The sequence below is a fragment of the Paenibacillus tengchongensis genome (assembly GCF_008973665.1).
Classification (GTDB): domain Bacteria; phylum Bacillota; class Bacilli; order Paenibacillales; family Paenibacillaceae; genus Paenibacillus_AQ; species Paenibacillus_AQ tengchongensis.
Window position 1 is genome coordinate 281,788 of sequence record NZ_WACP01000001.1, and the last position, 13,175, is coordinate 294,962.

A 13,175-nucleotide genomic window follows, 5' to 3' on the forward strand; every position below is an offset into this window, starting at 1 on the left:
CCAAGGAAGTGGATCAGTAATGCTGAAGGTTGAAATCGCCGGGGCGCAGGATGCTGCAGTCCTAACCGAGATTCAAAAACGCGCCTTCGATGCGGATGCGCAGCGATATCAAAGGCCCGACAACAGCGGCCCGCCCGGATACGACTCTATCGGCTGGCAAGCCGAAATGATCGACAAGGGGTATTACTACAAGCTGCTTGACCATAGCCGGATTATCGGCGGGATGCTTGTTTATGCTGCCGGCAAAGAAGAATACAATCTGGTTCGTATTTATATTGATCCCGGCTTCCAGAACCGCGGCTATGGCCGGGAGGCTATCCGCCGTTTATTCAGCCTTTACCCGGATGCCAGTAAATGGTCACTCGACACCCCGTCATGGGCTGTTAGAAACCAGCACCTGTATACACAGCTTGGATTTGTCCAGACCAAGATCAACCGTATTCCGGACAGTGAAGATATGTTCTATGAGTATGAGCGGCTGTGTGAAGGCGTTTAACATCTCGTTTCCACTCGCCCGGTATGAGCTCCGTTGCCGTTAAGCCGGCCTTGATGACCATGCCGTATTCAGACTGCTGCTCCGCCGCTCTGAAGATTAGCCGCTTCAGCAACTCTGCTCAGCCATTCTCTAACCGCCGCTCCAAAAATGGCCTCCTGCTCCAGATGGAGATTATGACCGGCCCGGTCCAATACTGCGAAGGTGGAATGGGGATACAGATCGAGCAGCTTTAGCATATCTTTATACCCCGTAAGCGAATCTTGCTTACCGGTAAGGATCAGAGCCGGCTTCTCGAAGACGGGCACATCGTTCACGTCGAAGCTGAACGGATATCCGCCGCTTGCTTTGATCCGCTGCATAAAGGATTCATCCGCAAGCTTCAGGCCGCACTCTACTTCCCGCTCATACCGCTCCCAGACACTGCGGCTCTGCACCACCGTGATCGATGCGAAATCCTCCCAGTCCGCTCCGCTCATCTCGGCAAGCAATGCACTATCCCTATGCATCACCTGGAGGGCCGGCAGCTCTCTGTCCTGCATTTCCGCGATCACACACGGGCAGAGCAGGAACAACCCGTCAATGATGTCAGCATATTTACGCAGTAAACCCCGGGCCAGATAACCGCCGTACGATTGTCCGACAAGGATGAACCGTTCGCCGGGAATCAGCGCTGCGATCATGCGCTCTACTGCCTTCAGCATATCGTCGGAAGAGACCATCCAGTCAGCGGCAGGTGTTCGGCCCATACCCGGCAGATCCACATAAATCCGCTTGATTTTATCTTCCTCCGTAAAGAGCGGCTCCAGGCAGCCTGCCATCATCCGGTGATCCGGGCCATTGCCATGAAGAATAAGCATCGGCGTGCCCTCTCCAAATTGTTCGTAATTAAAGGTTATGTATCGGTCAGAATGCAGCATGATATTTCCTTCCTCCTCCTTCGAGGCCGGCTAACCGATTCTTACCGTATGAGCTTATTCAGAGGTGCATGGCAAGGTAAGTTCGCTTAGCTCCTCTTGTATTTTTTCCCATAAAACAAACATATGTTCCTAAACTAATATAACACAGAGTATTACAGCGAGCAATATAAAATTCCCCACTGGATTTGCGGCTTCCAACAACCACGAAAAAAAGAAGCCCCGCTTTCACGCGGAGCTTCCCACTGTTAAACACGAACCAAATTACAAAACCGGGTAAGAACAGCAATAATCAGTTAAAGCGAACACTTCGAGCGCAAATTTGGAGTTGCCGGGAACATGGAAGGTATCCTTTCCCTTAATCTCCTTCCACACATCTGCGCCGGGAAGCAGCACTTTCAAATCGCCGGAGAGTATTTCCATCGTTTCGGGACCGTCAGTACCGAATTCATACACACCGGGCAGCATGATGCCCAGTGTCACCTTGGTTCCGTCCTGCAGTAATACAGTGCGGCTCGTTACTTTGCCATCGTAATAGATATTGGCTGCTTTCTGAATGGTTGCGTTGGTAAACTGACTCATATGCTTGCTCTCCCCCTTGTCTTAACTTGCGTTCTATTATAACAGGGCTTTTACGCGGCTCACAACATTTTCTACTGTAAAGCCGTATTCCTTCATTACCTTGTCCCCAGGTGCGGAAGCGCCGAAGGTCGTGATGCCGAGAATGTCGCCTTGATCGCCGACATAACGCTCCCAGCCGAAGGTCTGCGCCATTTCCACAGCCAGACGAGCCTTAACGTCAGGCAGGATGACGGAATCGCGGTAAGCCTTGTCCTGCTTCTCGAACAGATCCCAGCTCGGCAAGCTGATGACACGAACCTCGATGCCTTCTTCAGCCAGAGCGGCCTGTGCCTTCACTGCGAGCTGCACTTCCGAGCCGGTCGCAATGATCTGTGCCTGCGGCTTGCCGTTCTTGGCGTCGGAGACTACGTATCCGCCGCGCTTGATGTTCTCGCGGACGCCTTCTACCGTGCCTTCGAGGATCGGCAGATTTTGACGGGTTAATACCAGCGCTACCGGATTGGATTTGTTCTCAACAGCATAAGCCCACGCAGCCGAAGTTTCGTTGGCATCGGCCGGACGGATCACAGTCAAGCCCGGAATGATGCGCAGGGAAGCCAGCTGTTCGATCGGTTCATGCGTTGGGCCGTCTTCGCCGACAGCGATACTGTCGTGAGTAAGCACGTAAGTCACCGGCAGCTTCATGATTGAAGCCAGACGAACCGCCGGACGCAGGTAATCGGTGAATACGAAGAACGTTCCGCCGAATACTTTCAGGCCGCTGTGCAGTGCAATACCGTTCATGGCAGCTGCCATACCGAATTCACGTACGCCGAAGTAGATGTTACGGCCGTCGTAAGATTCGGAAGTGAACTGGGTCAGGCCCTTCAAGTGAGTCATGGTCGAGCTTTCCAGGTCGGCCGAACCGCCTACGAGCTGCGGAATGCCGGCAGCCAGTCCGTTCAGGGCATTACCGGAAGCGACACGGGTGGATACTGCTTTATCTTCAGCTGTGAAGAACGGCAATTGGGCATCCCAGCCTTCAGGCAGATCGCCGTTTACCGCAGTTTCGAACTGGGCGGCAAGCTCCGGATAGGCCGCTTTATAGGCAGCGAATTTCTCATCCCATGCTTTGTTGGCGGCAATGCCGTTTTCTTTCACTTCGGCAAAACGGGCGCGCACTTCATCAGGTACATAGAAATCTTCCTCGTATACCCATTTGTAGAATTCTTTGGTCAGTTTGGCTTCGTCGGCACCCAGAGGAGAACCGTGCGTACCGCCGTGGCCGCCTTTACCCTGTTTGTTCGGGCTGCCGTAGCCGATAACAGTCTTCACTTCAATCAGCGTCGGCTTGCCGCTCTCCGCTTGTCCATCGGCAATAGCTTGAGCGAGCGCCGGGAGATCATTACCGTCTTCTACGCGCAGCACTTGCCAGCCGTAGGCTTCGAAACGCTTCGCGACATTCTCGGAGAAGGCCAGGTTCAGCTTACCGTCGAGAGAGATGTCATTGGAATCATACAATACAATCAGTTTGCCCAGCTTCAGGTGTCCGGCCAGGGAAGCGGATTCCGAAGAAATGCCTTCCATCAAGTCACCGTCGCCGCAAATAGCATACGTATAGTGGTCTACTACATTATATTCATCCTTGTTGTAGGTCGCTGCGAGCTGCGCTTCAGCCATCGCCATCCCTACAGCCATGCCGATCCCTTGGCCCAGCGGACCAGTCGTAGCGTCAACGCCGGCGGTGTGGCCGAATTCCGGATGGCCCGGAGTCAAGCTGCCCCATTGGCGGAACTGCTTCAATTCTTCCATCGGCAGATCGTAGCCGCTGAGGTGCAGCAAGCTGTACAGCAGCATGGAACCGTGTCCTGCGGACAGCACAAAACGGTCGCGGTTGACCCAAGTCGGGTGGTCCGGGTTATGATTCATGGTTTTCGCAAACAGCTGGTAACCCATCGGGGCGGAGCCCATCGGCATCCCCGGATGGCCGGAGTTGGCTTTTTCAATGGCATCAATGGCTAAAGTACGGATGGTGGTAATGGCCAAGTTATCCACTACAGAATTCTCATCTTTATGGATCGCTTGTTCTTTTGCCTTCTGTTCTGTCATGCAATAGATCCTCCTCTAAAATCAAGAATGTCATTTTGACTATTATTGTATCACTAATGTGGAAGCATTACCAATATTGTTTTTGAGATCAGCAACGAAACAGCTTATGTTGCGTAAATAATGGTGTTCTATACAGCCCCCGGTTCTTTCATGTGACTTAGCCTTTGGTCTAGTTTCTATCTAAGACTAAAGTTTGTTTCCCAAAGCTGGATTATACAGTAAGATGTAGATACTTCAACGGGCATTAAAGAGCATGTTTCAATGAGGGGGATTTACATATGGGCCATCCTAAAAATATATACATAGTGCTTACCGCAACCGGAACTTTATTCAGCAAAATGATTCAATGCTTTACCAGAGCCGAGCTTAATCACGCCTCCATCGCTTTTGACAGCGGACTGCAGGAAGTGTACAGCTTTGGACGCAAAACCTGTCATAACCCTTTTACAGCCGGACTGATCCGCGAGAACTTCAGCCACCCTTTTTACAGAAAGACGGGCTGTGCGATTTACAAGGTTACAGTCAGCAGCGAAGAATACGAGGCGATGCATCACCGCGTGCAAACCATGATGCAGCAGCAGGAGGTGTACAGATATCATCTCATGGGCCTGCTGGGTGTCCTGCTGAATATTGAATTTGAAAAAGAAAACGCCTATTTTTGCTCTCATTTTGTGGCTTCCATTCTGGAGGAAAGCGCGTTTCAGCCGGTAGCCAAGCCGCCCTGCTTCGTAACGCCTGAGGATTTCGCAGCTTCCCTGCGTGCCCACAAAATTTATAAGGGCAATCTTACATACTATCTGCGCAGCAAATCCGGAAGCGCCGTTCTGCCGGGCAGACAAGCCAAACGTACATACAGCAGTTATACTTATCCCGGCGGCATGGTGGAACGAGTGTAATAAAGTCTGGGATAAAGAATAAAAACCGGGAGGGCTCTTGTCCGAGCACCCCGGCCTGATTGAACGCTTATTTAATTCTGTGACTGCGGTAATACTGGCTCCAGTCTCCGAGTATAGTCACAGTGACTGTATCTGTTTTTGTGTTATATGAATTACTCGCCGTAAATGTAAAGCTGAGCGGCCCGTCAGGCAGCTGATCAAAGGCCGGATCGGACAATTCGCCGGTCCACACGGTTCGTTCGCCGTTTGCCGCTGATAGTGGTACGGTATAGCCGCCGCTCATCGTCACCACTACCGTATCCGGCATCCCGGTCGCATTCGCCTGCAGCACGAACTTTTCCCCCGCCCAAAACACGTGATATCCCCGCGGACTCTCCGGAGTTCCGCTTGTCTTCACATTATAGGCCTGCCGGTTCTCATTCCAATCCGCTGTATGCTGCACCGCCCCCCGCACAGTCAGCAGATTCACCATGAAATATTTGCGCGGTGAGACGTCGCTCCACCCGTAGCCGTCATAGACTTCCGCTTCCACGGCGTATATTTCGTTCTCTTGCAGCGCCCCTGCCGGGATCGTCCATTGCTTGGCACCGGAGGTCTGTTCACCGGACTGCGCCTGAATGCTTCCGCCAGCGACGCGGATAACCCGCACCCTAAACCGCTGCTGCTCATCTCCGTCTGCATCCTGGTAAGCCCACTTGATGATTGGAGTCAGCGTATTAACAATGGACGGATTGGCTTGACTGTCGCTTGCCGGATACATAAGATTGACGCTTGGCAGCCGGTTGACCACCGTAATATTCTGTGCAATTTCCCGTGACAACCCCAGGGAGTCGGTAACCACTTGCCGTAACGTGAAGGCTCCGTTCGAAGTAAACTGCTTGCTGAAGCTTGCCAGCGAGCTGGCAAGCCCCTCGCTTGCGCCGGCCGGCTTCAGATAATAGTTGTACCTGATGCTGTCGCCCTTCGGGATATCTACATCCGTTGCCGTTCCGGTGATATTCAGCACATCTGTCCGGTAAATCGGCCCGGCCGCTGCATTGCGCCCGGTGTCGGTGAGCAGTGTGAAGCCCGCCTGGGGAGGGCTGTCGATGATGAAAGCCCGTTCATTGGAGATATCCGACCAGGAATTCAACGAATATACTCTTCCGAGAACAGTAAACAATTGAAACCTCTCAAAAGTACCATTGGGAACTTGATACTGCCGGATCGTTCCGCTGCCATCCGGATTCTCAATCGCCCTGGCCAAAATACTGTCCTTTGTGTAGAACTCCAGCGTGTACTTTTCCTGCGGGTCCCCCTCAGGATCGGCGTAGGTCCAGGCGATCAGCGGATCGCCTGCAAGCCCGGCGTCAATAATAGCCGGATTAGCCGCTGTACCCACCGGAGACGTTAGTGTCATCGAAGGCTTCAGATTTTCACGAACGGTCACCTTCAGGCTGGCCACATTGGATTTGGCACCAATCTGGTCAATGACCCAATGATCGATCGTGTAGATTCCTGTACGGTAAAAGGTTATGTCAATCGACTTATGATTACGCAGAATGGTAGCTTGGCCCTCGCTGTCGATGACCCGCCAGTAATACTGCAGGCTGTTTACATCCGAGCTGTCCAGGTCGGACGCTCCGGATGTGTACGTCCGGGAAGTGTACTGTGTAGCTTCTGCCTGCCCGGATACCTCCGCTGTCGGAACGTGGTTCAATACTTCGAACACTCGTGTTGCATACGCCTCTTGGCTGCCGTCGGACACATTCAGGCGCATTTCCCAGTCCGGAGAAATGGCCTTTTGCTCCGATACGCCTAAGCCGCGAATCAGCTCCCGTATGCTGATACTTTGATTCTGGTTCCTTCCGGAATAACTATAACTGCTGGTCCCTTTACGTCCATACCAGGTGTACGTCAGCGAATCACCATCCGCATCCGGATCTGGCGTTGTATTTTCCATCACCACAATATCATCACGGTACACTTGAGCAGGCATGCTGAACTGTGCCAATGGCTTGAAATTTAACACGCTGGCCCGCCCGGCGTAACCCTTGGACCAAGCTCCCTGGCTGTCCCGTACCCTCAGGACTACCTCATAGCTGCCAACCCCGTAATTTGTAAGACTCGGCGGAACGACAAAAGCCCCGTTGGAGTAGTAAACCTGAGCTCCATCTTTGCGGATTATCCATTCATACCTGTCCAGTACATCATTATCCGGGTCGTATGATTTATCTGTTATAGTGGTGCTCTTACGGTAACTCACATTTAGCGGATCAATTATAAATTTAGCTTCCGGGGGAAGATTAGAGCCTGTGCCAAGCTGTTGTGAAGTCCAATCAGACCAGACGCCTACGCTCTTCGGTCCATCCATATCCCTGACCCGAAGGCGTAATTCGTAGGCTTCATTAGTTGGCCTGCTGCTCAGTTGGCCGTCGTTCCAGGCTTCATCTCCCACCTTCCGCCATTGCCACTGGCGGTCTATCAGCCCCTTGTTGTATGCGGTCATATGGTCAATATCATAGGAATGATCGGTTATTTGAATCTTGTTTCCGTTAAGTTTAGCCGCAAACAAGGATGTCGGCTGCCGATGGACAAGAAACACGAGCGAGGATTCGTTGTCCCTGCTCCATTTTCTAAATTCATCGAAGCGATCTCCTTGCGGATTATCCCGTACTTGAACAGTTGCGTTATAAGCACCTGGATATGCAAATGAAGTGTACATGGTTGAACGCCATAACCCTGAATCGCCAAGCGTTCCCATCGGGTTATCAAAGAAAGCAGGCTCATGATCGTATTTAAACCTGGTTGAGAGTTGCGGGTCGCCCTCGTAATCCCTATAGGAGGTACCTATCTCCACTGGTGAATTAATGAGGTAATAGTTCTTATTCAACAGTTTATTTTTCACACTGAAGGTGAATTGCCCGACCGCTTTATAGCCCCGCTTATCGATTACCGTCACAATCCCCGAATAACTGCCGGGTGGAATGGAATCGCTAATTGCATCGATAGGAACCGAGAAATACTGTGCGGTATACGTATTGTAGACTTTGACTTTGCGGTAATACATATTCGGCACTTCAACAATGACAACCAGCTCCTCATTGTCCGGGTCCTGTGCGTATCCGGTCACGTCAAGTAGGTTCTGGCCCTCCACATTATAGAGGGTGGCACCCTTTTGTGTTGTCAGAGAGAGCGACGGCGGAGAATTCACCTCCAGTTTTGCTACAGTTGTATCCATTAGCGGATAGAATGCGTCAAACCCACTGTATAGCCAATCCTGAAATTTAAACACAGTCCGGATCGCCTTGGGGTCATTAATCAGGATGCGGTGATTCAGCCAATCCGCTTTAGAGTAATCCGCCAGGTAACTGCCAGCAGGAATGATTTTTTCCGTATATACATTTGGTGTGATCACGTCCTGATAACTTGTGTTGGGATATCTATGATCAACCTCGTAAAATAGATTACCCTCTGAACCCGGAATAGCCGGAAAATCCCTCCATATATTCCCGGCATCATCCTGCATATCGCCAATGGTGAGTTGGGTAACGCCTATATTTGCACGGCCATACAGATGCTTAAAATAATACTCATCTCCGCTATGGCGCGGGACACGGTCGATATTAAGCGTCAGCTTGATTTCAGACATATCATACGACAGTTGTCTCGTGACGCGGTTAAACCTGATATTCGAGATTTTGAAGCTGCTGCGGTGGGCAGTAATTGTCGATTTAATATAATACAAATAGTAGTCATTAATCCCATCTGCACTCTGAGGTGTAACCAGGGACCCGCTAAATGCCGGAACCTCAACATCCATGAAATTTACAATTGTGGTATCCAAAGCTTTCACCTGGTGGTTTGGCAGAACCGGAATCATTACTGCAACCATCGCTATACACATGATAATCTTGCTAAATACCCTCCAAACAGAATGCCGCGCGCTCTGTCTTCTCACCCTCATCTATCCTTTCTCACCATGCCCAGTCTGCAATTGGCGGACGGTTGTCGACGGTAACCACTCGTTCAGCAACAGGTTGAGCATCCGTATTGGCAGATCTGCGGTCGCCAAGAGTTACGAAAGCATCCATTGTCGGTTGGCCGAATTCTTCCGTTACTGTTAGCCGCACCTCATACCTTCCCACTTTTGCCGGGTAAAAAATCAACCGGTCAAGGTTCGCATTGCTAAGCTGCACCCAGCCTTCTTCTGTAAAATTACCATTGTTATCAGAATCATAACGGTATTCCCAAACGCGTTTAGCCAGGTGGTCATTATCCGGGGAAACCGAAAGATCCTCCAGCGTGATGCTTGCCTTATTTCCATTGTCCGGATCACGGTAAACAGTGAGGGGCATGGAAATATAGGGTACAGGGGCTTCATCAGGTGCAACGGTGAATGTCCGGGATACTGTCCCGGAATATCCGGCTGTATTCTGGACATATAGAGTCGCCTTGTATTGACCTGGTGTTTTCATTAAGATATCAATTTCTTTCCGGCCAACCAGGCTTCCGCTGTACTTGATATCCGCATCCGTACCGCCTGAAACTGCAGTAATGGTGAACTGTGTACTACTTTCGATAAGCGGAAAATCATCAGATTCATTTTTGCTTGCATTTCGCAGCGTAATTTTCCGGTTTTGTTTCAAGGTACCGAGTAGTTCAATTTTCGCATTAGGTGCAGGAGCAACAACCTTAATGTTCCGGGATGTAGTAGACGTAAGGCCATCGTTATCAGTAACTGTAAGCGTGATGGTCTGCGTAGTATCAATAGAGTCCAGACCATATGAGGTATCACTTGACTTGCCGTACAGTGCAATATGGATATTCGGGTGCTGCCAGGTGTACTTGACGATGGTTCCGTCCGGATCGTAGGAATCTGCCCCGGATACGACAAAGCTCTCGCCAGCCTCCACTTGGTCCGGCATGGATATCTTAGCTACAGGCGCTTTCCCGCTGGCTGGTGTTGGAGTGGGCTCAGGTATATTGCTCGGTTTTGGCCTGTTATAGGTTCCGGCATCGATCGTGAACGTCTCACTAAGTGACGTTATCGTCCCGGATGACGTAACCACCGGTTTGGCAAAACGAACGGTTACAGTTAAAGTATAATTTTGTGTGAACTCCGGTTGTGTCGCCGCTTCCTGCTGTGAAATCACAAAATCGAACTCTTTTTCACCAGCAAGAACCTTGGCCGTTTCCTTCTTTGTCACCAAGGAACCATCGTTACCGGTTTTCTTTGCATAAAACACCCACTCAAGAATATTGGATGCATCCGTATATGCAGCCAAGGATCCTTTCAGGGAAAGCTTTACCGCTACAGCCTTATCCGAATATTTTTCCGGATTGGGGTTCGGTGCAAGCAATCCCACCTCCCCGGTTAAGGTTGGTTCGGTGGGCAGCTTATAATCAAAGGTGACCGTGCCTGCGTAGCTGTAAGAAGTGACTTTTGCGGTTGCTTCATAATAATAAGAGACGCTGGCAAAATACTTTCTGCCTTCCGCTACGCCGGAAAGGCCTTCAACGGATTCAGGTTTATATGGAAGATCGTTAGGAATATAGTAGTTCAAGATCACTCTATTATTCTTAAATTTTGGAGGCTCCTTCACATATGAACTATACTCAGCCAAAATGGGCTTAATAGTTGACTGAATAATATCGGTGGAATCGATAACCTCAGTCTCTGAATTATGATACCATTTTAGAAATTGGCTATCCTGAAGTGGGCCCGCACTAACTACTGTTGAAGGGGGATTTTTGGATGGTACCCCATCAGCAGCCGGAACATCACGATGAACATTGTCTACATTGTTTTTTTCATCATACTCATTGATTTGCCAACGTCTACCATCTGAATATAACCAAATAGAATTATAAATATTAGTAACATACACCTTTTCGTGAGAGGCTCGATATCCCTGTACTTCAATAGTCTTAGAAGATTGGTTGCCTCTTAAAGTTAGTGTAATTTTCCCATCAACAACAGAAGGATTTTTCAATGCGCCATTATTACCAGTATATTTTAAGGTTTCTGTAACAATAGAAGCAGGCGTAATACCATTAAGTAATTCTAAAGAAAATGATTTTGTGCTATTATCGGATCCAGTTAGCCCCATCGAAACCGGGATAGATATAGAGGTAGATCTTGTGTTTTCAGCATATGTACGAGCTTGGGATAAGATTGAGGTGACAATGAGCAGCACTAATATATAGTTGATCAAGTTGTTTTTTTTCATATTAAGTATTATTCACCCTCAACAACACTTATTTCTGAATATTCGCCATTAAAATCCAAAGAAATCTGAAAATAATTAAAATTACCTGCATACATATAAGCTTGGTAACTTGATAACTGTTCTGCCGGTTTAAGCTTCATCCAGCTCACAGCTGACTTATCATTTAGCTTGACGGGTTGAAATCTGTAGACTGGATCAAGTGACTTTAAACCTTGAAAATGTAACCGCCACTTTTCACCAGTATCAGTCTCCAAAACCTTCTTACTATTATTTTTCACAGTAAACTTTGTCCAGACAAAATACTTAGGATGAGCAACCAGTCCAGATTCTTCACCGTAATTATAGGTTTTGCGTAAAGCGACTGCTTCTTTTGAAGCAAAGTCAAAAATCATGATTTTCTCCAATGTGTAGCTCAGTCCACCAGCCGTAACCGTCACGGGCAGCTCAACGTCCTTCTTCAATCCATACTTGGAAAGGTTGTCTCTCATAATAGGCGCAGCGGTAGGTTTAGGTGCTGTCGTTGCCACTGCCGAAATTGCTGTACCCGCAGCCGATGCTGTACCTTGCGCCGCAATACCTTGTTGTAAAGGTAGAACCGCCAACACTATCGAAGATACCAGAACCGATTTAATCATTGCATTCTTCATTATTCTTCTCATTATTATCTATCCCCTTATTATGTATTTAAGTGATATACGCAAGTGTGTTTAAACCCTCAAGTAAACCTCACTACTGCGTCCCTCCAGCGGTTCATAATACATTACCGAAGGAATGGCCGGCCGGTTGTCGTCAGCATCGTCGATCGCATCGCGGACAACCGGGATGAGGATGGCGATGACAATGGCGACACAGAGAAAACCGATTGCGATGAACAATCCTGTTGAGATGGCATCATTTTTCATAGGTAGCTCCTCCTCTATCAAGAAAAATTACTGATTTAGCTTATATTCCTGAACAGCCGGAACCGCAATCGGCTCTTGGATCTTAGCACGAGGAATAACAACAGGGTGCTCCGTCTCAATGACGGCAATGACCGCAGGGCCCTGAAGATATTTGGTGATGCCGTAGTCCCGGTCTTCATAAAGAAACGGAAAGTTCACCCCCGATGACTCATCGACAATCTCGAACTTGATGACCTTCACCTGCTCCCGAACTCTGCTGCCTGACAGGGGGGTCAGACTCTCATCTAATCCCAGGTTGAGCCGGAGCGACTTACAAAATGTTGCATAGGCCTCTGCATAATCTAACTGGAGCCGTCCTTGTGACAAGGCGCGTTCATCCAGCTCCTGCGAAGCATCGTGCACCGCAATATTGCCTGCATCCTTGAGCATGCTGCGCAGCACGTCCCACTCCTGATTTTGAATCTGAAAGAACCAGGAAAACAGAAAGACAAGCAGTACAAAAGCGAGCTTAATGATATAATCCATCGTGCAAACCATCCCTGCTCAGTCGAGATATTCACTCATAATCGAACCGTGGCCGTAGTAGCGGGCTGGCTGTGTTGTCCCCGAAAAATTATAGGGAAACAGGTTGACCCGCGGCGCTGTCACGTATACATCTATACGCTGTTTTCTTTGCTGCACGGCGGCAGTACTGCTGGTGATTGCAATCTTCTCCGCCGGTAACCCGACAGCCGTCAGGTTAGCAATCACTTCTCTGCGCATCGAATCGGTCACTCTTCCCTCCGTAGCCGCTTTCTGTGTGATATAGGAGGTATTGGCTTTAACCTGCAGGTCGAGCAAATAATCAATATACGTAAACATCGGCTGCAAAATGATGAATAACACCAGCCACATGAACAATGCGCGGAGAACGGTCTCCTTCACAGGCCCGCCTCCTAATACTGCTCAACTTGTTTGGTATGCGTAATGATGTCATCCTGGCTTCCGCCGATCATATCAGTAGCCGCTGCAATGAATAATCCAGCAATGACAAAGCCGATGGCCAGAAACAACGCGATAGAGATCGTATCCTTGATCATAACCGG

The 13,175-nt window shown here is 49.4% G+C and carries 12 protein-coding genes; 2 read left to right on the forward strand and 10 right to left on the reverse strand.

From position 1 onward, the window contains the following. The first annotated feature begins 19 nt into the window (after positions 1–19). Positions 20–496, forward strand: coding sequence for a GNAT family N-acetyltransferase (locus tag F1381_RS01025; RefSeq protein WP_187355129.1), 477 nt, complete (start codon positions 20–22; stop codon positions 494–496). Between the two features lie 68 nt (positions 497–564). On the opposite strand, the gene F1381_RS01030 is transcribed toward F1381_RS01025, so the two are convergent. The 3 genes from F1381_RS01030 to tkt all read right to left on the reverse strand — a co-directional run bounded on the left by F1381_RS01030 (position 565) and on the right by tkt (position 4,080). After that, positions 565–1,413, reverse strand: coding sequence for an alpha/beta fold hydrolase (locus F1381_RS01030; protein ID WP_151732972.1), 849 nt, complete (start codon positions 1,411–1,413; stop codon positions 565–567). 261 nt (positions 1,414–1,674) lie between these two features. Continuing rightward, positions 1,675–1,992 (reverse strand): pyrimidine/purine nucleoside phosphorylase, encoded by a 318-nt coding sequence (ppnP, locus tag F1381_RS01035; RefSeq protein WP_151732973.1) that lies wholly within the window; start codon positions 1,990–1,992, stop codon positions 1,675–1,677. 36 nt (positions 1,993–2,028) lie between these two features. Next, the gene (gene tkt / locus F1381_RS01040) at positions 2,029–4,080 is read right to left on the reverse strand and encodes a transketolase (RefSeq protein ID WP_151732974.1); all 2,052 of its coding nucleotides are present in this window, start codon (positions 4,078–4,080) and stop codon (positions 2,029–2,031) included. A gap of 278 nt (positions 4,081–4,358) precedes the next feature. On the opposite strand from tkt, the gene F1381_RS01045 reads away from it, so the two are divergent. Next, positions 4,359–4,976, forward strand: coding sequence for a hypothetical protein (locus F1381_RS01045; protein WP_187355130.1), 618 nt, complete (start codon positions 4,359–4,361; stop codon positions 4,974–4,976). 67 nt (positions 4,977–5,043) lie between these two features. Here F1381_RS01045 and F1381_RS01050 read toward each other — a convergent pair whose 3' ends face one another. The 7 genes from F1381_RS01050 to F1381_RS28035 all read right to left on the reverse strand — a co-directional run bounded on the left by F1381_RS01050 (position 5,044) and on the right by F1381_RS28035 (position 13,169). Beyond that, a complete protein-coding gene (locus F1381_RS01050; protein ID WP_187355131.1) occupies positions 5,044–8,607 on the reverse strand; it encodes a glycoside hydrolase family 78 protein in 3,564 nt (1,187 codons plus the stop codon). Positions 8,608–8,932: 325 nt separating this feature from the next. Beyond that, on the reverse strand, positions 8,933–11,188 hold the full coding sequence (locus tag F1381_RS01055) for a hypothetical protein (protein WP_151732976.1): 2,256 nt from the start codon (positions 11,186–11,188) through the stop codon (positions 8,933–8,935). An 8-nt stretch (positions 11,189–11,196) separates the two neighbouring features. Then, positions 11,197–11,847 carry a hypothetical protein gene (locus tag F1381_RS01060; protein ID WP_151732977.1) on the reverse strand — a complete coding sequence of 217 codons (651 nt, stop codon included), beginning with the start codon at positions 11,845–11,847 and terminating at the stop codon, positions 11,197–11,199. Between the two features lie 48 nt (positions 11,848–11,895). Next, the gene (locus tag F1381_RS01065) at positions 11,896–12,090 is read right to left on the reverse strand and encodes a hypothetical protein (protein WP_151732978.1); all 195 of its coding nucleotides are present in this window, start codon (positions 12,088–12,090) and stop codon (positions 11,896–11,898) included. Between the two features lie 27 nt (positions 12,091–12,117). Beyond that, on the reverse strand, positions 12,118–12,615 hold the full coding sequence (locus tag F1381_RS01070) for a hypothetical protein (RefSeq protein ID WP_151732979.1): 498 nt from the start codon (positions 12,613–12,615) through the stop codon (positions 12,118–12,120). Positions 12,616–12,633: 18 nt separating this feature from the next. Beyond that, positions 12,634–13,014, reverse strand: a complete 381-nt coding sequence (locus F1381_RS01075) for a hypothetical protein (protein WP_151732980.1) — start codon at positions 13,012–13,014, stop codon at positions 12,634–12,636. Between the two features lie 11 nt (positions 13,015–13,025). Continuing rightward, positions 13,026–13,169, reverse strand: a complete 144-nt coding sequence (locus tag F1381_RS28035) for a hypothetical protein (RefSeq protein ID WP_187355132.1) — start codon at positions 13,167–13,169, stop codon at positions 13,026–13,028. Between the last annotated feature and the right edge of the window lie 6 nt (positions 13,170–13,175).

Bases quoted from the DNA above. Each gene is read 5' to 3' on its own strand.
- tkt (WP_151732974.1), bottom strand. From the start codon at position 4,080: ATGACAGAACAGAAGGCAAAAGAACAAGCGATCCATAAAGATGAGAAT.
- F1381_RS01055 (WP_151732976.1), bottom strand. From the start codon at position 11,188: ATGAAAAAAAACAACTTGATCAACTATATATTAGTGCTGCTCATTGTC.
- F1381_RS01025 (WP_187355129.1), top strand. From the start codon at position 20: ATGCTGAAGGTTGAAATCGCCGGGGCGCAGGATGCTGCAGTCCTAACC.
- F1381_RS01065 (WP_151732978.1), bottom strand. From the start codon at position 12,090: ATGAAAAATGATGCCATCTCAACAGGATTGTTCATCGCAATCGGTTTT.
- F1381_RS01045 (WP_187355130.1), top strand. From the start codon at position 4,359: ATGGGCCATCCTAAAAATATATACATAGTGCTTACCGCAACCGGAACT.
- F1381_RS01050 (WP_187355131.1), bottom strand. From the start codon at position 8,607: ATGTCTGAAATCAAGCTGACGCTTAATATCGACCGTGTCCCGCGCCAT.
- F1381_RS01030 (WP_151732972.1), bottom strand. From the start codon at position 1,413: ATGCTGCATTCTGACCGATACATAACCTTTAATTACGAACAATTTGGA.
- F1381_RS01070 (WP_151732979.1), bottom strand. From the start codon at position 12,615: ATGGATTATATCATTAAGCTCGCTTTTGTACTGCTTGTCTTTCTGTTT.
- ppnP (WP_151732973.1), bottom strand. From the start codon at position 1,992: ATGAGTCAGTTTACCAACGCAACCATTCAGAAAGCAGCCAATATCTAT.
- F1381_RS28035 (WP_187355132.1), bottom strand. From the start codon at position 13,169: ATGATCAAGGATACGATCTCTATCGCGTTGTTTCTGGCCATCGGCTTT.
- F1381_RS01060 (WP_151732977.1), bottom strand. From the start codon at position 11,847: ATGAGAAGAATAATGAAGAATGCAATGATTAAATCGGTTCTGGTATCT.